12 protein-coding genes are annotated in these 22,862 nt (G+C 63.3%); 8 read left to right on the top strand and 4 right to left on the bottom strand.

Annotation, left to right across the window (positions count from 1 at the left end):
- Nucleotides 1-325: 325 nt before the first annotated feature.
- The 8 genes from glpD to glpK all read left to right on the top strand — a co-directional run bounded on the left by glpD (nt 326) and on the right by glpK (nt 9,537).
- Nucleotides 326-1,855, top strand: coding sequence for a glycerol-3-phosphate dehydrogenase (gene glpD / locus DY201_RS19000; RefSeq protein ID WP_115732538.1), 1,530 nt, complete (start codon nt 326-328; stop codon nt 1,853-1,855).
- Nucleotides 1,856-1,892: 37 nt separating this feature from the next.
- Nucleotides 1,893-2,975: an ABC transporter ATP-binding protein gene (locus DY201_RS19005; protein ID WP_115732539.1), complete on the top strand. Its 1,083-nt coding sequence runs from the start codon at nt 1,893-1,895 to the stop codon at nt 2,973-2,975.
- A gap of 9 nt (nt 2,976-2,984) precedes the next feature.
- Nucleotides 2,985-4,052, top strand: a complete 1,068-nt coding sequence (locus DY201_RS19010; protein ID WP_115732540.1) for an ABC transporter ATP-binding protein — start codon at nt 2,985-2,987, stop codon at nt 4,050-4,052.
- 2 nt (nt 4,053-4,054) lie between these two features.
- Nucleotides 4,055-4,921 carry a carbohydrate ABC transporter permease gene (locus DY201_RS19015; RefSeq protein ID WP_115732541.1) on the top strand — a complete coding sequence of 289 codons (867 nt, stop codon included), beginning with the start codon at nt 4,055-4,057 and terminating at the stop codon, nt 4,919-4,921.
- A 49-nt stretch (nt 4,922-4,970) separates the two neighbouring features.
- Entirely contained in the window at nt 4,971-5,858 is an 888-nt protein-coding gene (locus tag DY201_RS19020) for a carbohydrate ABC transporter permease (protein WP_371746571.1), read from the top strand.
- A 13-nt stretch (nt 5,859-5,871) separates the two neighbouring features.
- Nucleotides 5,872-6,153 carry a DUF2160 domain-containing protein gene (locus DY201_RS19025; RefSeq protein ID WP_055979040.1) on the top strand — a complete coding sequence of 94 codons (282 nt, stop codon included), beginning with the start codon at nt 5,872-5,874 and terminating at the stop codon, nt 6,151-6,153.
- Between the two features lie 74 nt (nt 6,154-6,227).
- Nucleotides 6,228-7,952, top strand: a complete 1,725-nt coding sequence (locus DY201_RS19030) for an ABC transporter substrate-binding protein (RefSeq protein WP_115732542.1) — start codon at nt 6,228-6,230, stop codon at nt 7,950-7,952.
- Between the two features lie 91 nt (nt 7,953-8,043).
- Nucleotides 8,044-9,537, top strand: a complete 1,494-nt coding sequence (gene glpK / locus DY201_RS19035) for a glycerol kinase GlpK (protein ID WP_115732543.1) — start codon at nt 8,044-8,046, stop codon at nt 9,535-9,537.
- Nucleotides 9,538-10,006: 469 nt separating this feature from the next.
- Here the strand turns inward: glpK and DY201_RS19040 are convergent, their stop codons facing one another.
- The 4 genes from DY201_RS19040 to DY201_RS19055 all read right to left on the bottom strand — a co-directional run bounded on the left by DY201_RS19040 (nt 10,007) and on the right by DY201_RS19055 (nt 22,548).
- The gene (locus tag DY201_RS19040) at nt 10,007-11,083 is read right to left on the bottom strand and encodes an NAD(P)H-dependent flavin oxidoreductase (RefSeq protein ID WP_115732544.1); all 1,077 of its coding nucleotides are present in this window, start codon (nt 11,081-11,083) and stop codon (nt 10,007-10,009) included.
- Between the two features lie 26 nt (nt 11,084-11,109).
- A complete protein-coding gene (locus tag DY201_RS19045; RefSeq protein ID WP_115732545.1) occupies nt 11,110-11,874 on the bottom strand; it encodes a heme ABC transporter permease in 765 nt (254 codons plus the stop codon).
- 108 nt (nt 11,875-11,982) lie between these two features.
- Nucleotides 11,983-13,749: a glucan ABC transporter ATP-binding protein/ permease gene (locus DY201_RS19050; protein WP_115732546.1), complete on the bottom strand. Its 1,767-nt coding sequence runs from the start codon at nt 13,747-13,749 to the stop codon at nt 11,983-11,985.
- Nucleotides 13,750-13,992: 243 nt separating this feature from the next.
- On the bottom strand, nt 13,993-22,548 hold the full coding sequence (locus DY201_RS19055; protein WP_115732547.1) for a glycoside hydrolase family 94 protein: 8,556 nt from the start codon (nt 22,546-22,548) through the stop codon (nt 13,993-13,995).
- Nucleotides 22,549-22,862 lie beyond the last annotated feature (314 nt).

Genomic DNA, 22,862 nt, shown 5'->3' on the forward strand with positions numbered 1-22,862 from the left:
CCTGCAGCCGCAACATGCACCGGAAATTCCGCTTTCGTTTTGGTCAATGAAGGCTAAAAACGAATATCACAACCGGGAATTGTCCTGCATTGCCCGAGAGCAACAGTGTTTCGCCTGCCAAAAAACAGAAGATTCCGCCCATTTATAGGCTTTTAGCCGTCTAAACTGACGGATACACGCCAAGCCCCTGCCCCTGACACAACGTCAGCATGTCAGCCTGCGATCAGCGCTATATTTCGTTTGACATTCATTTTCAGTTCGAAATAATCCAAATCGAGCTTCGAATGGTGCTTAAATTGCTGCAGTGCGAAAAGGCGGCGAAGGCGTGAGCAGACCCGAAATCCACGACATCTTCGTTATCGGCGGCGGCATCAATGGCTGCGGAATCGCCCGCGACGCGGTCGGCCGCGGCTACTCCGTCTACCTCGCCGAAATGAACGACCTCGCCTCCGGCACGTCGTCCTATTCGACCAAGCTGATCCATGGCGGCCTGCGCTATCTCGAACACTACGAGTTCCGCCTGGTGCGCGAAGCGCTGATGGAGCGCGAGGTGCTGTGGAAAAACGCGCCGCACATCATCTGGCCGATGCGCTTCGTACTGCCTTACGCCAAGGGCCTGCGCCCGGCATGGCTGATCCGGCTCGGCCTGTTCCTCTACGACCACATTGGCGGCCGCAAGCTGCTGCCGCCGACGCGCACGCTCGACATGCACAGCGACGCCGCCGGCAAGCCGCTCAAGCCGATGTTTTCGCGCGCCTTCGAATATTCCGACGGCTGGGTCAACGATGCGCGGCTGGTCGTGCTCAATGCCCGCGACGCCGCCGACAAGGGCGCCGTCATCCGCACCCGCGCCAAGGTGACGAGCGCGCGCCGCGACAACGGCCATTGGAACATCCGCGTCGAGGACCTGCGCAGCGGCCAGGTCGAAGAGGTCCAGGCGCGGCTCATCGTCAATGCCGCCGGCCCCTGGATCGACCATGTGCTGACCCAGACCGTCGGACAGAACAACGTCCACAATGTGCGCCTTGTCCAGGGCAGCCACATCGTGGTGACAAAGAAGTTCGACGATCCGCGCGCCTATTTCTTCCAGAACAAGGACGGGCGCATCATCTTCGCCATTCCTTACGAGGAAGACTTCACCCTCATCGGCACCACCGACCAGGATTATGAAGGCGATCCCCACACCGCCAGGATCAGCCAGGCCGAAATCACCTATCTCTGCGACGCGGCAAGCGAATATTTTGCCGAGCCGGTGCGCCCCGACGACATCGTCTGGACCTATTCCGGCGTCCGCCCGCTCTATGACGACGGCGCCAGCAAGGCCCAGGAAGCGACGCGCGACTATGTGCTGAAGGCCGATGCCGGCGAAGGCCGCGCGCCGATCGTCAACATCTTCGGCGGCAAGATCACCACCTATCGCCGCCTTGCCGAGTCCATGCTCGAGATCATCGAAAAGCATTTGGGCAAGAAGGGAAAGCCCTGGACGGCAAACGCTGCCCTGCCCGGTGGCGAGTTCGATGCGACGGGCTTCGACGCCGAAGTGGTGAAACTCAAGTCTGCCTATCCGTTCCTCGACATGCGCCTCGCCCGCCGGCTGACCAGGCTCTACGGCACGCGCGCCAAGGCCCTTCTCGGCCTGGCGAAGTCGGAGGCCGATCTGGGGCGCAATTTCGGCGCCGATCTCTACGAGGCCGAGGTCCGCTATCTCGTCGCCCATGAATGGGCGGTAAGCGGCGAAGACGTTTTATGGCGGCGCACCAAGCGGGGCCTGAAGCTCAGCAAGGAGCAGGCCGCATCTCTCGACGAATTTCTGCAAGGAATGAGCCCAGGCGTGCACAACGCCGCGGCGGAATAGGCCTGCCCGCCTGCGTCTGCCTCTGGGAGGAGGATTTATGCTCGAACTGCGCAACGTTACCAAGACGGTGGCCGGCACGGATCATATCCGTGACGTCTCGCTGACGCTTCAGCATGGCAGCCTCAATGTCCTGCTTGGGCCGACCCTGTCGGGCAAGACCAGCCTGATGCGGCTGATGGCCGGGCTCGACAGGCCGACTTCAGGCTCGGTCTGGTTCGACGGCACCGATGTCACCGGCGTACCGGTGCAGAAGCGCAAAATCGCCATGGTCTACCAGCAGTTCATCAACTACCCGGCGATGACGGTCTACGAGAACATCGCTTCGCCGCTGCGTGTCGCCGGCGCCGACAAGGCCAGGATCGAACAAGAGGTCAAGCGCGCCGCCGACCTGCTCAGGCTGACGCCTTATCTCGACCGCACCCCCCTCAATCTTTCCGGCGGCCAGCAGCAGCGCACGGCACTCGCCCGCGCCATCGTCAAGAATGCCAAGCTGGTACTCCTCGACGAGCCGCTGGCCAATCTCGACTACAAGCTGCGCGAGGAACTGCGCGCCGAATTGCCCAGGATCTTCGCCGAAACCGGCGCGATCTTCGTCTATGCCACGACCGAACCGCATGAAGCACTTTTGCTCGGCGGCAATGTCGCAACGCTGTCGGAGGGCCGCATCACCCAGTTCGGCCCGACGATCGAGGTGTTCCGCAAGCCGAACGACCTGATCACGGCGCGGACCTTCGCCGACCCGCCGCTCAACACCATCGTGTTGAAGAAGAGCGGCCGCAGTTTCCAGCTTGATGGTGGGGTGGACCTCCCGGTGCCGGCGGACCTCGCCGGCATTGCCGACGCCAGCTATACGATCGGCTTCCAGCCCCACCATCTTTCTTTTGAGAAACGCACCGCGGACGCCGTCGGCGTCAAGGCGAAGGTCTCGGTGACCGAAATCACCGGCTCGGAAAGCTTCGTCCATCTCAATTACGCAGACGCGCGCTGGGTGATGCTGTCGCACGGCATCCACCAGTTCGAGCCGGATGAGGTCATCGAGGTCTTCATCGATCCGCGCCACATCATGGTTTTCGACGCGAATGGCCATTCGGCCGCTTCGCCTTCGCAACTGGCAGCATAGGAGGGCGAGATGGCACGCATCGACCTGAACCACATCCGCCATGCCTATGGCGCAAACCCGAAATCCGACAAGGACTATGCGCTGCGCGAAGTCCATTACGGGTTCGAGGATGGCGGCGCCTACGCGCTGCTCGGCCCCTCCGGCTGCGGCAAGACCACGCTGCTCAACATCATCTCGGGCCTGCTGCATGCCTCGCACGGGCAATTGCTGTTCGACGGCAAGGACGTGACCCGCCTGTCGACGCAGGAACGCAATATCGCCCAGGTGTTCCAGTTCCCGGTCATCTACGACACCATGACCGTCTACGACAATCTCGCCTTCCCGCTGCGCAACCGCGGCGTTGCCGAAGCCGATGTCGATCGCAAGGTGCGCGAGACGCTCGACATGATCGACCTCGCCAGCTGGGCCAGGCGCAAGGCGCGCGGGCTGACCGCCGACCAGAAGCAGAAGATCTCGCTCGGCCGCGGCCTCGTCCGCTCCGACGTCAACGCGATCCTGTTCGACGAGCCGCTGACCGTCATCGACCCGCATATGAAATGGGTGCTGCGCTCGCAGCTCAAGCAGCTTCACCGCCGCTTCGGCTACACCATGATCTACGTCACCCATGACCAGACCGAAGCTCTGACCTTCGCCGACAAGGTTGTGGTGATGTATGACGGCGAGATCGTCCAGATCGGCACCCCGGCCGAGCTGTTCGAGCGCCCCAAACACACATTCGTCGGTTACTTCATCGGCTCGCCCGGCATGAACGTCATGCCGGTGGCCGTCGACGGCAACCGCGCCCGGCTCGGCGGCCAGGTGATAGACCTGCCCGGCGCGCCCAAGGCTGAAGGCAATGGCATCGAACTCGGCATCCGGCCCGAATATGTCAGGCTCGGCGCCAAGGGCATGCCCGTCACGATCCGAAAGGTCGAGGACATCGGCCGCCACAAGGTGGTGCGCGCCAGCCTCGAAGGCCGCGAGATCGCGGCAATCCTGGGCGAGGACGACCACGTGCCGGCCGATCCGCACGTCACCTTCGATCCTGCCGGCATCAACCTCTACGACAAGTCCTGGCGCGTCGAGATGGGAGCGTAACCATGGAAAAGACCTGGAACAACAAGGCCTGGTTCATGGTGCTGCCGGTGCTCGTGCTGGTGGCGTTCTCGGCGGTCATCCCGCTGATGACAGTGGTCAATTACTCGGTGCAGGACACCTTCGGCGGCAACCAGTTCTTCTGGGCCGGCGCCGAATGGTTCGAGGAGATGCTGCACTCCGACCGCTTCTGGGCGGCGATGGGCCGTAACCTGATCTTCTCGGCGATCATCCTGGCGATCCAGATTCCGCTCGGCATCTTCATTGCGCTCAACATGCCGAGGAAAGGCTGGGGCGTACCCGTCTGCCTGGTGCTGATGGCGCTGCCGCTGCTCATTCCGTGGAATGTCGTCGGCACCATCTGGCAGGTTTTCGGGCGCATCGACATCGGCCTGCTCGGCTATACGCTGCATGCGCTCGGCTTCGACTACAACTACGTCAACGACCCGTTCGACGCCTGGGTGACGGTCATCATCATGGATGTCTGGCACTGGACCAGCCTGGTCGTGTTGCTCTGCTATGCCGGCCTGGTGTCGATCCCCGATGCCTTCTACCAGGCGGCCAAGATCGACGGCGCCTCGCGCTGGGCGGTGTTCCGCTACATCCAGCTGCCCAAGATGCAGCGCGTCCTGCTGATCGCCGTGCTGCTGCGCTTCATGGACAGTTTCATGATCTACACCGAGCCTTTCGTCGTCACCGGCGGCGGCCCCGGCAATTCCACGACCTTCCTGTCGATCGACCTCGTCAAGATGGCTGTCGGCCAGTTCGACCTCGGCCCGGCGGCGGCGATGTCGATCATCTACTTCCTGATCGTGCTGCTGCTGTCATGGGTCTTCTACACCGTCATGACAAACTATGACGTGGAGAAGTGAGATGGCGGGGACAAGGCAAGCAGTCGCGGACACCGACAAGGACAAGATGATGCGCAATGCCGGGACCACGACGGGCGTTGTCCATGGCGGTGCTCCAGACGAGGCTCTGGCGCGCAGGATGCGGCGGCGCGGCGAGGAATCGCGCTTCTGGTGGGTGGTGCCGACGGTCTACATCATCTTCCTGATGCTGCCGATCTACTGGCTGATCAATATGAGCTTCAAGTCGAACCAGGAGATCCTGGGCACCTTTTCGCTCTGGCCGCAGAACCCGACACTGCGCAATTACGGCGTGATCTTCACCGATCCGTCCTGGTACAAGGGCTACATCAACTCGATCATCTACGTGGTGATGAACACGGTGATTTCGATCGCCGTCGCCCTGCCCGCGGCTTACGCCTTCTCGCGGTACAGGTTCCTGGGCGACAAGCACCTGTTCTTCTGGCTGCTGACCAACCGGATGGCACCGCCGGCAGTGTTTGCCCTACCCTTCTTCCAGCTCTATTCGGCCTTCGGCCTGATCGACACCCACATTGCCGTCGCACTGGCGCACTGCCTGTTCAACGTGCCGCTGGCGGTGTGGATCCTCGAAGGCTTCATGTCGGGCGTGCCCAAGGAGATCGACGAGACCGCCTATATCGACGGCTACTCGTTCCCGCGCTTCTTCGTGAAGATCTTCGTTCCGCTGATCGCCAGCGGCATCGGGGTCGCCGCCTTCTTCTGCTTCATGTTCTCATGGGTCGAACTGCTGATCGCCCGCACCTTGACCACAACCGATGCCAAGCCGATCGCCGCCATCATGACGCGCACCGTCTCGGCCTCGGGCATGGACTGGGGCGTGCTCGCCGCGGCCGGCGTCCTGACCATCATTCCGGGCGCGCTCGTCATCTGGTTCGTCCGCAACTACATCGCCAAGGGCTTTGCCCTGGGCCGCGTCTGAGGGAGCGTTTGTGATGGACTTCTCATGGATGGCCTGGACGCTGCCGACGGCCGCGTTCTTCATCACCATCTTCCTGATGCTCGTGGGCATGGGGGTATGGGAATACTTCTCGCCGGGCGGCAATCCGCGCGTCGGCATCCTCCGCTTCGAAACGACCCGGGGCGACAGGCTTTTCGTTTCGCTGCTCGGCAGCGCCTTCATTCATCTCGCATGGTTGGGTCTGATCGGACCCAACCTGTGGTGGGCTCTCGCTCTCGCAGTGGTCTACGCGATCGGCGTATTCCGCTTCGTCTAGAGGGGGAAATGTTGGGCCGCCGCAAGCCCGCGGCGGAGCCAAATGGCAATGCAACCTTGTTTGGGAGGAAATTAATGCGACGCCATATTCTAGCATCAACAAGCGTGATCGCCCTGCTTTTGGGATCAAGCAGCGCCTTTGCCGGCATGGACGAGGCGAAAGCCTTCCTCGATGCCGAGATCAAGGACATGTCGGCGCTCGACCGCGCCGGCCAGGAAGCCGAAATGCAGTGGTTCGTCGATGCGGCGAAGCCTTTCGCCGGCATGGAAATCAAGGTCGTCTCGGAAACCATCACCACGCATGAGTATGAATCGAAGACACTCGCCAAGGCGTTCTCCGACATCACCGGCATCAAGATCACGCATGACCTGATCGGTGAAGGCGACGTCATCGAAAAGCTGCAGACGCAGATGCAGTCGGGCGAAAACATCTATGACGCCTATGTCAACGATTCCGACCTGATCGGCACGCATTGGCGCTACCAGCAGGCACGCAGCCTGACCGACTGGATGGCCAATGAGGGCAAGGACGTCACCAATCCGAACCTCGACATCGCCGACTATATCGGCACCAAGTTCACGACCGCGCCAGACGGCAAGCTCTACCAGCTTCCCGACCAGCAGTTCGCCAACCTCTACTGGTTCCGCTACGACTGGTTCAACGACGAGAAGAACAAGGCCGACTTCAAGGCGAAGTACGGCTACGACCTCGGCGTTCCGGTCAACTGGTCGGCTTATGAGGACATTGCCGAGTTCTTCACCGGTCGCGACGTCAACGGCCAGAAAGTCTATGGCCACATGGACTATGGCAAGAAGGACCCCTCGCTCGGCTGGCGCTTCACCGACGCCTGGCTGTCGATGGCCGGCAACGGCGACAAGGGCCTGCCGAACGGCCTGCCGGTCGATGAATGGGGCATCAAGGTCAATGAAAAGTCGCAGCCCGTCGGCTCCTGCGTCGCACGCGGCGGCGACACCAACGGACCAGCCTCGGTCTATTCGATCGTCAAGTATCTCGACTGGCTGAAGGCTTACGCGCCGCCGGAAGCCCAGGGCATGACCTTCTCCGAATCCGGCCCGGTGCCGGCCCAGGGCGCGATTGCCCAGCAGATCTTCTGGTACACCGCCTTCACCGCCGACATGGTCAAGCCCGGCCTGCCTGTGATGAACGAGGACGGCACGCCGAAGTGGCGCATGGCCCCTTCGCCGCATGGCGTCTACTGGAAGGACGGCATGAAGCTCGGCTACCAGGACGTCGGTTCGTGGACGATCCTGAAGTCGACGCCTGACGACCGCGCCAAGGCCGCATGGCTCTATGCGCAGTTCGTGACCTCGAAGACTGTCGACGTGAAGAAGAGCCATGTCGGCCTGACCTTCATCCGCCAGTCGACGCTCGACCACAAGAGCTTCACCGACCGTGCCCCGCAGCTCGGTGGCCTGATCGAGTTCTACCGTTCGCCGGCCCGCGTTCAGTGGTCGCCGACGGGCACCAACGTGCCTGACTATCCGAAGCTGGCTCAGCTCTGGTGGCAGGCGATCGGTGATGCGTCCTCGGGCGCCAAGACGGCCCAGGAAGCCATGGACTCGCTGTGCGCCGAGCAGGAAAAGGTGCTCGAACGCCTCGAACGCGCCGGCATCCAGGGCGACATCGGCCCGAAGATGGCGGAAGAGCACGATCTCGCCTACTGGAATGCCGAAGCGGTCAAGGCCGGCAATCTCGCGCCGCAGCTGAAGATCGAAAACGAGAAGGAAAAGCCTGTCACCATCAACTACGATGAGCTGGTGAAGAGCTGGAGCAAGTAAGCGTTCGGGCGGTTGATCCGCCCGGCCAACTATCCGGGGAGGCGGCACAGCGCCGTCTCCCCTATTCATGCAAGTAACTGCGGAGGGCAAGATGAGCGGCTTCATTCTGGCGATCGATCAAGGCACGACATCCAGCCGTGCCATCGTCTTCGACGCGGCGATGAAGGTCGCAGGTGTCGGCCAGAAGGAATTCACCCAGCACTTTCCCGCCTCCGGCTGGGTCGAGCACGACCCGGAAGAGATCTGGGACAGCGTGGTTTCGACCTGCAAGACGGCACTGAAGAAGGCAGGCAAGGACGCCGCCGACATTTCGGCGATCGGCATCACCAACCAGCGCGAAACGGTCGTCATCTGGGACAGGGCGACAGGCAAGCCGATCCACAACGCTATCGTCTGGCAGGACCGGCGCACAGCATCCCTCTGCGCCAAGCTGAAGAAGCAAGGGCTGGAGCCGAAATTCACCCGCAAGACCGGGCTTTTGCTCGATCCCTATTTTTCCGGCACCAAGATCGCCTGGCTGCTCGACAAGGTGAAGGGCGCGCGCAAGCGGGCCGAGCGCGGCGAGCTGCTCGCCGGCACCATCGATTCCTTCCTGATCTGGCGCCTGACCGGCGGCAAGGTGCATGCGACCGACGCCACCAACGCCTCGCGCACTTTGGTCTACAACATCGAGAAGAACGCCTGGGATGCCGAGTTGCTCGACATTCTGAAAATCCCTGCCGCCATGCTTCCCGAGGTGAAGGATTGCGCCGCCGATTTTGGCGTGACCGACAAATCGCTGTTCGGCGCGACAATCCCGATCCTCGGTGTTGCCGGCGACCAGCAGGCGGCGACCATCGGCCAGGCCTGTTTCGAACCAGGCATGATGAAATCCACCTATGGCACCGGCTGCTTTGCCATCCTCAACACCGGCAGCGACATGGTGCGTTCGAAGAACCGGCTGTTGACCACCATTGCCTATCGGCTCGACGGCAAGACCACCTATGCGCTGGAAGGCTCGATCTTCGTTGCCGGTGCTGCCGTGCAGTGGCTGCGCGACGGCATCAAGGTGATCGGCAAGGCCGAGCAGAGCGGCAAGCTGGCGGCTGACGCCGACGACACCCAGGACGTCTATCTCGTGCCGGCCTTTGTCGGGCTCGGCGCGCCGCATTGGGATGCCGAGGCGCGTGGCGCCATCTACGGCCTCACCCGCAACACAGGGCCAGCCGAATTTGCCCGCGCAGCGCTCGAATCCGTCGCCTATCAGACCCGCGACCTGCTCGACGCGATGAAGAAGGACTGGAAGGGCGGCAACGGCAAGACCGTGCTGCGCGTCGACGGCGGCATGGTCGCCTCCGACTGGACCATGCAGCGCCTGGCCGACATTCTCGACGCACCGGTCGACCGGCCGACAGTGCTCGAAACCACGGCACTGGGTGCCGCCTGGCTCGCCGGCTCGCGCGCCGGCGTCTGGCCGAAAGCCAAGGCATTTTCCAAGGCCTGGGCGCTCGACCGCCAGTTCAAGCCGGCGATGGAACCGGCCCTGCGCAACGCCAAGCTGAAGGGCTGGCACGACGCCGTGCGCCGGACGCTGACACCGAAATAGCCCGGTTCAGTGCGACGATAGCTGGTCGTTTGTCGGCGCGAAGAAGAAGAACGTTCGGCGTGGAATAATGAACATAGCAGCAAGACTTGCAAAAGAGACACAGGACTGCTTGGACCGCATTACATCCTTTCCGTGGGATGTTCATGCTGCGGCAATTCGACGGCGGGCTCCCTTCCCCGTCGGCGATACATTCGGCTTCTCGGAAGATGGTGTCTACTTCGACGTCGGGGATAGCGCCGAATGGCTAAACGAGCCAGACGGAGACATTCTTCTCAAGGCTTTTGTAGTCGCATTTCCGGACCCGTCTGCCGATGACGGAATTAGGGAAGAGCGGTCAGTGATCCTCAAACGCCGGTAGCTTGATCTCCAACTGCCGCAATGAAGGCTTCGCTTTTGCAGCGGAGCTTCTATCTTTTTGTTTTGCGCAATTCCGGACGGAACACCGCTGCACACTTTTCCTGGAATTGCGCTAGCGGCCGAAGCGCGAAAGCAGAGCTTGTGTTTCCGCGGCAAGGGCGCGCGTCAGGTCGGCCGCCGGCATGTCGCGGCCCAGCCGCGCCGCCTGCCCCGACCACAATGACATGAAGTCACCCGATCCTTTCGGTTCCGACGCCGCACGCAGCGGCGCCAAAGCCCCGCCTGCCAGCGGGAATGCCGGCGCGTCCTCAGACAGCGGGCCGACCTCGCGCATGATGCGGTTGACGATGCCGCGCGCCGGCCGGCCGGTGAACAGATTGGTCAGCGCGGTATGGTCGTCCTTGGCCGAACGCAATGCCGCCTTGTGCGGTGCTGCCACCTTGGCCTCGGGGCAGAACAGATAGGCGGTGCCGACCTGCACCGCCGACGCGCCGAGGGCAAAGGCAGCGACGATGCCGCGCGCATCGGCAATGCCGCCCGTGGCGATGACAGGCAGCTTGACCGCGTCGACCACCTGCGGCACCAGGGCGAAAGTGCCGGGCTGGTTGGCGATATTATCGGTCAGGAAGATGCCGCGATGGCCGCCGGCCTCGGCACCTTGCGCGATGATCGCATCGCAGCCCCTCGCCTCAAGCCACACCGCCTCGTCGGCCGTCGTTGCCGACGACAGCACCTTGGCGCCCGTCGCCTTGACGCGATCGAGCAAGGCGGCATCCGGCAGGCCGAAATGGAAACTCACCACCTCCGGCCGGAACTCCTCGACGATGTCGCAGAAGGTGTCGTCGAAAGGCGCGCGCGCCGAGCGCGGCATCGGCGCCTTGGGGTCGAGGCCGAGCTCGAGATAATACGGCTCGAGCCGCTGTTTCCAAGCCGCCTCGCGGGCCAGGTCCTCTTGCGGCGGCGTGTGGCAGAAGAAATTGACGTTGATCGGCCTTGCTGTGCGCTGCCTGATGATGCCGAGTTCCGTCCGCGCCTTGTCAGGCGTCATCAACGCGCAGGGCAGCGCGCCGAGGCCACCTGCCTCGGAGACCGCGATCACCATTTCGGAATCGACGGGACCGGCCATCGGCGCCTGCAAGATCGGAAGCTCGAGGCCCAGAAGATCAAGAATTCGATGATCGGGCCACATCATGTCTTCCTTCCTTCAAGGAGCCGTCAGGCCTGCTGGCGCTCGGCCCTCCGGGCAGCAATCTGGCGCATGGCGACGACGCGGCGGCGCCAGATCTCGGTGCGCATCGCCATTAGATGCAGAGTGAAGAACAGAAGGGTAAAGCCAAACGCCATGGTCATGAGGGGCCAGAGCATGCTCGGATCGATGGTCGGACCGTCCATCCGGAACACCGATGCCGGCTGATGCAACGTGTTCCACCATTCGACCGAGAACTTGATGATCGGGATGTTGATGAAGCCGACCAGCGTGATGACGGCGGCGGCGCGCGCCGAACGCGCGGGATCGTCGAGTGCGCGGGTGAGTGCGATGATGCCGAGATACATCAGGAAAAGCACGAATACCGAGGTCAGCCGGGCATCCCAGACCCACCAGGTGCCCCACATCGGCTTGCCCCAGATCGAGCCGGTAAGCAGCGCCAGTGCGGTGAAGACAGCGCCGACCGGTGCCGCCGACTTCAGGGCGACGTCGGCGAGCGGATGACGCCAGACCAGCGTTCCCAGGGCCGAAACGGCCATGACCGAGTAGCACATCATGGCGAGCCAGGCGAAAGGCACGTGGATATACATGATGCGGACGGTGATGCCCTGCTGGAAATCCGCCGGTGCGGCAAAGGCCAGATAAAGCCCGATCGCCAGCACCAACACTGAGGCGCCGCCAAGCCAGGGCACGATCTTGTCGACCAGCGAGATGAAGCGGGTCGGATTGGCCAGGTCGCTGAAACGCCAAGCCTGCGAGGTCGTCTGTGTCATGGACGCTAAATAGCCTTGGGCGCTCGTCTTCGCAATCGGTTCCAGCGTCGCGGCCAAACGCAAACGGGGCGCCAAGGCGCCCCGTCCGGATCCGGTTTCAGGTAAAGACTAGGCCGCAGCCTCGACATGGGTGACGCGACGGACTTCCTCGTCATTGAGCAGGCCGCCAGCGCGCAGCAGTGCTGCAAAGCGGCCGTTGCGGGTCGACAGCTCGTTGAAGCCGCCCATCTCGACGACATGGCCGCGATCCATGAACACCACAAGGTCGGCGTCTCGAACCGTGCTCAGCCGGTGCGCGATGATGAAGGTCGTACGACCGTCGCGCAGCATGTCGATGGCGTCCTTGACCCGGTTCTCGGTCTCGACGTCGAGCGCGCTCGTCGCCTCGTCGAGCACCAGGATCGGCGCGCTCTTGAGGATGGCGCGGGCAATGGCGATACGCTGGCGCTCGCCGCCGGACAGCTGGCCGCCACGCTCGCCGACATTGGTGTCGTAGCCTTCGCTCTTGGACAGGATGAAGTCCTGCGCGGCAGCCGCGGTCGCGGCAGCATGCACTTCCTCGTAGCTCGCGCTGGCGCGGCCGACGCGGATGTTGTCCTCGATCGAGCGGTTGAGCAGTCCGGCGTCCTGGAAGACGGTGGCGATCGAATGGCGCAGCGACTTCTTGGTGACCGTGCGGGTGTCGATACCGTCGATCAGGATGCGGCCATTCTGCGGCGTATGCACACGCTGCAAGAGGTTGATCAGCGTCGTCTTGCCGGCACCGGTCGGGCCGACGATGGCGATGGTCTGGCCGGCGTGCACCTCGAAGGAGACGTCGGTGACGCCCTGCCCCGAATTGGGGAACTCGAAGCTGACATTTTCGAACCGCACATGGCCGGTGACGTTTTCGAGCTCGCGCAGGCCTTCCGGCTCGCGGTTCTCGCCGGCCGCGTCCTCGAGGCGATAGAACTCCTCGAGTTTCGAACGGGCGTCGAAGATCTGGTTGGCGAAGTTCGAAACCTGGTCGAGGCGGCTGATCAGCAGGGCGGCGAAACCGGTGAAGGCAACGATGTCACCGATGCGCAGCTGGCCCTTGCTGACCAGATAGGCGCCGATCAAGAGCACCACCATCATCGAGATCGTCGAAGCCAGGCGGTGCATGGCCGATGCCAGCGCCCACCAGTCGAGCACCGGGTTCTGCGTGGTGATCAACGCCTTCACATAGGTACGAAGCGATTCCGTCTCCTGGCCGACACGGTTGTAGCTCTGCAGCACGGCGACGTTGCTGACCGAGTCCGAGACGTGGGAGAAAACCTTGTGATAGTGGCGCTCGACGGAGGCTTGGCCTTCCTTGGTCTTGCGCATGACGAGCCGGCCGATGGCGAGATAGAGGGCGCCAAGCACGATCAGCACCAGCGACATGCGCGCATCGAGCGAAAATGCCGTCGGGATCAGCAGCAGCAGGGCCACCGCCGTCGACAGATGGGTGCGCATGAATTCGAGCCACAGGCTGAACAGCGCTTCGACCGCGCGCAGCAAGGTGTGCAGCGAATGCGACGTACCGCGCTGCTGGTGCCAGGAAAGCGGCATGGTGATGACGCGTTCGAACGACTGGCACAGCACCTCGCCGCGGCGCGCATGCGCCAGGCGGTCGGCACCGCGTGCAACCAGAACGAAGGCGACGATGTTGAACGCGCCGAAGCTCGCCCACAGCGCCATTGTCGGAACGACTTCCGTCTTTCCAGCGATGGCATCGATGATACGCCCGAAAAGAATCGGTTCAGCAATGGTCACGATTGCCAACACGACGTTGGCTGCGCAAATCAGCCCGACCTTCTTGCCGTCGGCGGCAAGATAGCGGAGGGCTCTCCAATAAACTTCAAGCAACGACACTTTGGTACCCCTTGAGTCCCGTTCGTCCCTTTATTGTGCACTGCACCATGGCCGACAAATAGCGGTCATAGGTCCGCAAGACAATGCGCAGATAGCCGCTCCGTTCAAAAAAATCGAACAACACATGGCTACGACCGGTAATTTGCTGTGATCCGATAAGGAATTGAGAATTAACGAAAAAAGGCATCGTTGCGGCAAAATGATGACAAAGCCCGCCGCATAATTGACGCAGCGGCATCCCGGCTAGGCCGGGATGCGGATCACAACGTCGACTTCGCCGCTGTCGCGCATGGCAAAAGATGCGTCCTTGCCCTTCACGCCATCGACCTCTGCTTTCGCAGCTTTAGCGGCTTTGTCCCTCACCACACGCAACCTGTAGACGGCACCACCCAAACGGAGCGTCGCCGAATAACCTTCCCAATGCTTGGGAATGGCCGGTGCGACGACCAGCCTGTTGCCGCGCTGGCTGATGCCGAGAATGCTCTCGACCGCTGCGCGATAGAGCCAGCCCGCCGAACCGGTGTACCAGGTCCAGCCGCCTCGGCCTGCCTTGGAGGCGTCGGCATAGACGTCGGCTGCAACCACATAGGGTTCGACCCTGTAGGTCTCGGCAGCAGCCTCGTCGAGCGCATGGTTGACCGGGTTGAGCATCGAGAAGCAGCGATAGGCCTCGTCGACCTGCCCCATTTCCGCCAAGGCAATGACAAACCAGGTCGCGGCATGCGTGTACTGGCCGCCATTTTCGCGCACGCCAGGCGGATAGGACTTGATGTAACCCGGCTCCTTGTCGGTTTCGGAAAAGGGCGGGGTGAACAGCTTGATCAGCTTCAACTCGTCGTCGACCAGCATTTTTGTCGCCTGCGCCATCGCCGTGCGCGAACGTGCCGGATCGCCCTCGCCCGAAATGACGCTCCACGACTGCGCGATCGAGTCGATCTTGCATTCGTCGGAGTTGCGCGAGCCTAGCGGCGTGCCGTCGTCGAAGCTGCCGCGGCGATACCATTCGCCATCCCAGGCCGCATTCTCCAGGGCGCGCTTCAATGCCGTGGCATGCTTTTCCCAGGCGTTGGCGCGTTTTGAATCGCCCTCGGCCTTGGCCAGCGGGGCGAACTCGCCCAGCGTCCGCAGCAGGAACCAGCCAAGCCAGACGCTGTCGCCCCTGCCTTCTTCGCCGACGCGGTTCATGCCGTCGTTCCAGTCGCCGCCGAGGATCAGCGGCAGGCCGTTCTTGGCGGTCCGCTTGATGGCAAGGTCGAGCGCGCGCGCGCAGTGCTCGTAGAGCGAGGCCTTCTTCTTGGATTGCTCCGGCGTGAAGAACGCGTCGTGCTCGCCCGGGTTCAACTGCTGCCCTTCGATGAAGGGCAGTTGCTCGTTGAGGATCGCCGCGTCGCCTGTCACCGTGACGTAGCGCGCCGTGGCACTCGCCAGCCAGACGACGTCGTCGGAGATCATGGTGCGCACGCCGGCACCTGTGCGCGGCAGCCACCAATGCTGGACGTCGCCCTCGGCAAACTGCCGGCCGGCAGCATTCAGGATCTGCCCACGGGCAAGGCTTGCGTCGTGCATCAGGAGCGCCAGCGTGTCCTGCAGCTGGTCGCGGAAGCCGAAGGCGCCGCTGGCCTGGTAGAAGGCCGAGCGCGCACGGATGCGGCAGGCAAGGCTCTGGTAAGGCAGCCAGTTGTTGACCATGGCGTCGAGCGCCTTGTCGGGCGTCTCGACCTCGATGGTGCCGAGGAACGAACGCCAGTTGCGCTCATTTTCCGCCAGCCTCTTGTCGAAATCGACCTTGAGGTGACGGGTCACCAGCGCGCTCGCTTCCTCGTCCGAGCCGGCATCGCCGAGCAGCCAGAGCAGGGAAATCGAGCCGCCTGCGGGCACCTCGACATCCCTTGAAATCGCCGCGCACGGATCGACACCCGCCTCGACACGGCCGGTCAGTTCGGCACCCAGCGTCACGGCGCGCGGCGCCTCGACGGTGCCGCCCATGCCGATGAACTCGTTGCGGTCCGAGGTGACCGCATTGGCCTTGCCGTCAATCGCCATGAAGGCAACGCGCTCGCCAAAGTCGAGGCCGTAGCTGTTGCGGGCGAAAAGCGCGCCGGTCGCCTCGTCGAGCGAAGGCACGATGTTGGGGGCCGTCCTGGCCCGGCTGTTGCCCAGCACCCACTCGGCGTAAGCGTAGACCCTGAGCTTGGCCGGCACCGCGCCCGAATTCTCGATCTTCAGCCGCGAAATGCGAACCGGATCGTTCGGATCGACGAGATGCGTCAGTTCGGTGGCCAGCGTGCCGCGCTTCGAGCGGAAGGTCGAGAAACCCTGGCCGTGGCGGGCTTCGTAGCTTGCGCCCGCGTCACGCGCCACAGCTGCAATCGGCGAATAGGTCCTGCCGCTGGCGCGATCGAAGATGTAGATCGCCTCGCCCGGACGGTTGGTGACGGGATCGTTCGACCATGGCGTCAGCTGGTAGTCGCGGCTGTTGCGGCTCCAGGTGAAGGCAGCGCCTTCGGCCGAAGCGTGGAAGCCGAAACCGGCATTGGCGATGACGTTGATCCAGGGCTGCGGCGTCGAACGTGCGCCATTGAGGCGCACGACATAGTCGCGGCCATTGGCGTCGAAGCCGCCGAAGCCGTTCCAGTAGGTCAGGCCGTCGCCGCCGCTCTTGCGGGCGCTGCGCGAGGGCGACGTCTGCAGCGCGGAGGTTTCGGGCCGGTCGGTCGCCTGGGCGGCTGCAAGGGCATCGCGGGCGGCAAGCGCTGCGGCCTCGGCACGCTCGATCTGGTCGAAGATCGTGCCGTTGCGGGTGTGCAGGCAGACACGCGCGACAGCCAGAAGCGTGCGATATGAGCTTTCGTCCATCAGGTCGCGGCGGACGGCGAAGATATGCTGGCGCGGTCCGAGTTCCTTGCCGCGCAGGCGGCTGTTCTCGCACAGATGCTCGATCGCCTGCTGCAGGTCCTGGACATAGGACGACGCCTGCTCATTGACGATGACGAGATCGGCAACGAGACCACGCGCCCGCATATATTCCTGGAACCGCAGCGCCTGGGCGACGATCTCGATATCGGCGACGTCGCCGATCCTGATCGCCAGGATCGGGAAATCGCCCGAGATCGCCATCGGCCACAGCGCCGACTGCCGGCCGAGGCCGGAGGCGATGGCATCAGCCGACAGGCGCAGGAACGGATCGGGATAGATCAGGAAGCGCGCCAGCTTCTGGACGTTTGCGGCATCGGCCAGGTTGAGGCCGAGGTGGCGTGTCTGCACCTGCGAACGGGTCCAGGACAGCATGGCCTGGCGCTGGAAGCCTTCGGGGTGGTCGAGCTTGGCGACCGTTTCCTCGACCTCTTCGCGCGTCGAGCCGACGATCGTCCAATAGGTCAGCGTGACCTTCTTGTTGGCAGGCACGCGGACGCGGCGACGCAGGGCCGCGACTGGATCGAGCGTGAAGCCGGCGCTGCCCGAAAGCTTTGCGCCCGGATCGAACGCCGCCGGATCGGCGATGGTGCGGCCACGGCCGATGAAGGCGCGGCGGTCGGTCTCGGCCTCGGTGTCGCGCACGAAGCCCGACTGGTCGGTGACGAAATGCGCCGCAACGACCGAAGGCTCGTTGGCGGCACGGGTGCGCCGCGTCGCCAGGATGGCGCTGCCATTGTGGGTGATCTCGGTCTCGACGAACATCTTGGAGAACGCCGGATGGGCGTTGTCATTGGCCTCCGGCGCAAGCACCAGTTCGGCGAACGAGGTCACCTCGATGTGGCGGTCGACGGCGGCGTCGTTCCAGATGGTGACCTTGCGGGCCTCGCCATTGCCTTCGGAGACGACGATGCATTCGACCTCGCTGCGCAGCGTGCCGACCGTCTTGATGAAGCTCGCCTTGTCGTCGCAGAACAGGGTCTGGGTCTGCTCGCCGGTGGCGCGCTTCGGCTCCGATGTCGCCGACCACCAGTCGCCTGTCTCGGTGTCGCGCAGGAACAGATAGGTGCCAAGCCGATCTTCGGTCGGATCCGGCTGCCAGCGCGTGATCGCCATATCGTTCCAGCGGCTGTAGCCCGAGCCGGTTGCCGTGACCATGACCGAATAGCGGCCATTCGACATCAGGTTGGTCGAACGCAAGGCCCGCATCGGATTGAGCACCAGGCGCGTATCGGCGCTGTGGTCGGCGGTCTCGTCCTTGGTGTGTTCGGCAACCTCGGTGCGGACGGTGGCGACGGGAATGTCGCGCGGCGCCTTTTCCTGCAGCAGCAGCTCCGCTGCCTCGATCACCGGATCGCTGTGGAAGCGGTCGCGCATGCGGCCTTCGAAGATCGCATTGGCGATCGCCACGATCGACATGCCCTGGTGATGGGCCATGTAGTTGTAGACGACCGCATGGTCGGTGCCTTCGGGCACACGCTGCGGCGTGTAGTCGACGGCGTCGTAATAGCCGTAGCGGCCAAGGGCGCCGAGCTTGCGCAAGCGCCGGAGATTGGCCGTCGCCTCGCTTGGCAGGAACTGGGCTGCCAGCACCGTCGCATAAGGTGCAATGACGGTGTTCTGGCCAAGGCCGCGCTTGAGGCCAAGCCCCGGCACGCCGAAATTGGTGTACTGGTAGGTCAGCTCGCGGTCGCGGCCGTTATAGGCGGCTTCGGAAATGCCCCACGGAATACCCTTCGACCTGCCATACTGGATCTGCCGGTGGACGATCAGCTTGTTGGTCTGGTTGAGGATGCCGCCCTGCGGCTCCTTCATGACCAGCGGCGGCATCAGGTACTCGAACATCGAGCCCGACCACGACATCAGCGCGCCCTGGAAGCCGATCTCGACGATCGGACGGCCGAGGCGGAACCAATGCTCGGTCGAGATGTCGCCCTTGGCGATGCCGAACAGGCTGGTCAGCCGCGCCTCGGAGGCAAGCAGATCGTAGCAGCTTTCGTCGAGCTGATGCTCCTCGACCCGGTAGCCGATGGACAAAAGCTTGCGCTCGTTGCGCATCAGGAAGGAGAAGTTCATCTCGAAGGCGAATTTGCGGGTGCGTTCGCGCAGTTCCATCAGCTTGCTGCGCAGGGCCGCGACCGCCTGGTCGTCGCTGTGCGCGTCATGCACATGCGCCTCGCAGGTGATTTCGAGTGTCCTCGCCCAGTCGGCAAGGACATCGCTCTTGGTCGACGCCGCCTCGGTATGGATCGCGCCCGCCAGCTTGCGGATTTCGCCCGACAAGACGGCAAGGTTGATGGTGCGGATCGAGGCCATTTCCGGCTGCGACTTGATGGTTTCCACGGCACGGCGCATGCCGTCGATGCGGTCGATGAGGCGCTGGCGCAGCGGCCTGAGCTGACGGCGATCGTCAGGCAGGTCGGCGACGCTCTCCTCGATGATCGAGACGATGTCGAGAATGCCCTCGAAGTCACCCTGGAGATGCACCGAGGGCGCTTCCGCCCATTCGGCACAAGCGGCGGCGACCGCCACGAGATGGCCGGCGAGATTGCCGCTGTCGACGCTCGAGACGTAGAGCGGATAGAGCGGCCTCAGGTTCGTGGTGTCATACCAGTTGTAGAGATGGCCGCGGTAGCGCTCCATCTTTTCGATGGTCGAAACGGTGGCGTCGATGCGCGACACCGCATCGGCAAGGCTGATCCAGCCGAAGTCGCGAGCCGAGACGACCGACAGCAAATAGACGCCGATATTGGTCGGCGAGGTGCGCGTGGCGATCACGCCGGTCGGATTTTCCTGGAAATTGTCAGGCGGCAGGAAGTTCTGCTCCGGCGTGACGAAGGTCTCGAAATAGTGCCAGGTGCGGCGTGCCACAGTGCGCAGGGTGTGGACGTCCCAGGGCGCGACATGCAGCCGGTCTTCCGTTTCGGCCGAGCGGCTGATCAGCCAGGCGAACGCCGGCGAACCGGCCCAGAAGATGGCGAAAGCGAAGGCGACGAAGGCGCCGGTCGAATCCGTCATCACAGGCAGGATCAGGCCGACAGCGGCGATGATCACCGCGCCATACATCATGCGGTAATAGGCAGCGAGGTCGTTGCCGCCCGACTTGTGCGCCTGCGAGGCGGTGCGCCATTCCAAAAGATTCTCGCGGCTGACGAACAGGCGATAGAGCGTGCGGACGATCGCATCGCCCATCATCCAGGCCAGATGCGCCATCAAGACGACCTTGAGCGCCACCATCGCGGTGCCGAAGGCGAGATCCTGAGCGAGTGCGCTGAAATGGCCGCGCGGGGTCGCTTCGCGGTTCTTGGGCAGGATGGCGTCGATGATGTCGAATGTCGGCGCCATGAACAGGCTGAGGATCAGCAGCGCCTGCCATTGCGCGGCCTGGGTGAACGGCAGCAGCGTCCAGCCGGCAATCGCCGCCATGACCCAGAAGATCGGCGTCAGCGAACGGCGCAAATTGTCGACCATCTTCCAGCGCGAAAGCGCCGGCACGCCCGACTTCGGGTCGAAGATGTAGCCGAGCAGCTGCCAGTCGCCACGCGCCCAGCGATGCTGGCGCGAGGCGTCGACCGAATAGCGGGTCGGATAGTCCTCGACCACCTCGACATCGGTGACCAGCGCCGAGCGGGAGAGCGCGCCTTCGAGCAGGTCGTGGGAAAGGATGGTGTTCTCGGCGATGCGCCCCTTGAGCGCGGCTTCCATCGCGTCGACATGGTAGAGGCCCTTGCCAGTGAAGGTGCCTTCGCCGAACACATCCTGGTAGAGGTCCGACACGGCAAAGACGTATGGGTCGAGACCGCGGTGGGCCGAAAACACGCGCTGGAAGAACGAGGCTTCGTCGCCCGTCGTCAGCGAAGGTGTGACGCGCGGCTGCAGGATGGCGTAGCCTGACGTCACCAGGCGCTTGTCTGCGTCGAACTCCGGCCGGTTGAGCGGGTGGCACATCTTGCCGACCAGCTTGGTGACCACGCCGCGCGTCATGCGCGTGTCGGCATCGAGCGTCATGACGTGGACGATGTTGTCGGGCAGCGGCGTATCGGTCGGCAGGAAGGTGGTGTCGGCGTCGCCGCGCAGCAGAAGGTTCAGTTCGTGCAGCTTGCCGCGCTTGCGCTCCCAGCCCATCCAGCAGCCCTGCGCCGGATTATAGAGCCGGCGGCGATGCAGCAGGTAAAACAGCGGCGCGCCCTTGCTCGGGTAGCGCTGATTGAGCCTGGCGATCTCGCGACGGGCGTAGTCATAGATCTCGCGGTCGCCGACCGATATCTCGGCCTGGCTGTCGGGCCAATCCGACAGCACGGCGAAATGGATCTCGCCCGACATGTTGGCGAGGTGATGGACCTCGATGTTGCGGATATTTTCCTCGACATCGTCGCGCGAGCCGATCAGCGACGGCACAACGACCAAGGTCCTGGCTTCGGCCGGAACGCCGTCCTTGAATTCGTAACCGATGAGGCGGGTCGGTTCGAGGAACTTCAGCACGATGGTGTTGAAGAAGGCGAGCGCGCCTTCGCTGGCCGGCACCGAAAACAGCACCAGCATCACAACGACGGCTGCCGTCGGCAGGCCAAGTGCCGCGAGCGCGTTGCCGGCAAGGAAAAGCAGCAGCACGGTCAGGGCAAAGACCGGAAGGGCAATGCCGATCCAGTTGGTCTTGCGGAAAGCGCGATTGGCGATGCGTCCGATGGTCGGGCGATAGCCGATCGACTGTTCCAGTTCCTGCCGGCGCGGACCGACGAGGAAGAAACCGACGTCGGAGCGTTCCTTCTGCAGACCTGAAGGATCCTCGGCTGAAGCAGGCGCTTCCTTGAGCGCGAAGTCGGTCGCCTGTTCGGCGACCTGGAATTCCGACAGCTTGGAATGACGCGCCAGTTCCTCGATCGCGGTGCGATACTGGTCGCGCGAGGCGAAGTCGAGTTCGGCAAAATTGGTGCGCTCGCGCAACAGCGTGTCGACGCGGCTGACATCTTCGAACCAGACGGTCCAGTCCTGGTCATTGATCAGGCGCAGGCCACGAATGATGTTGCCTGTCGTGACGTTGCCGGAGGACAGCGTGTGGTGCTCGCCGATGATGATCTCTTCGGCGTCGCTGCCCGACTTCTCGAGCTCGTTCTCGAGCCAGATCAATGCCTTGCCGGCGTTCTGCGAACCGTCGCGCAAGCGATAGAGCAGCTGCGTCGCAAAGGTCGTGTCGCGGGCGTGGGCAGCGTAGGCCCTGAGCAGGGCAAGGCCGTCGTCCTGTTCCTGCACGCTCTGCAGGCGGTCGGCGACGTCGTTGGCGATCGCCCGCATTTCGCGGGCGCGGTTCACCCGGACGGCGATGCGGCGCAGATTCTCGACCAGAACGAAACGCAGCAGCGACGGCAGCGCCCAGAGCTCGCCGATATGCAGCGGCTCGACGGCCTGGTAGCCCTCGACGATCGCCTTGAACATATGCGCCGAAACGGTGCTGTCGGAATGGGCGACATAGACCCAGGCGATGGCGAGCGCGCGCGGCACCGACTGGCCGTTGCCGAGATCGATCGTCGGCAGTTCGCGGTAGAAGCGCTTGGGCAGGTCGCGCTTGACCTGATAGATGGTCTCTTCGACCAGATAGTTGTTGTCGAGCAGCCATTGCGCCGCCGGGGTGATCGGCTCGCCCCTGCCCTGCGCGGCGTTGGTGTCGCGATAAACCTGCAGGATCTTCTTGGCGCTCTCGCGGATGCGGGCGTGGAAGTCGAAGGCTTCGAGACCGAAATAGGAGCGCAGCTCCTTGCGGGCCATGCTCTCGCCCGTCGCGCGCAGCCGGTCCTCATGCAGCACCGTCGCCCTGATCGGCTGTTCGGCCACGGCCGGAAAACTCGGCACTACGTCTTTGATCCGGCGCGGGTCGGTCTGAATATTCATCTACAGCATTTCCGTTTGACAGAAAATCCGCAGCGCCTGCCGGCGTCGCGGACCTGCCACATAAACCGTTTCAAACAAGAATTGGTTGCATGCAACCAACAGGTCGATGGATCGCTCTTGCACCGCGATTGAGTGAAAATATGGCGTCATCGCCGCCAATCTCCCTCCGCGCCTCATAGCAGTGCAGGGCTGCGAGCGGAACGCAAGGATTGGGGCTTTTTCGTGTTCGCATGTTGAATTTCTGCCATATTTCAGGCGCTGCACGTCAACCATCGCAATGCCGGCATGTCTTCTTCCTGATTTCGCTCCCCATG

Source organism: Aminobacter aminovorans (genome assembly GCF_900445235.1).
GTDB classification, from domain to species: Bacteria; Pseudomonadota; Alphaproteobacteria; order Rhizobiales; family Rhizobiaceae; genus Aminobacter; species Aminobacter aminovorans.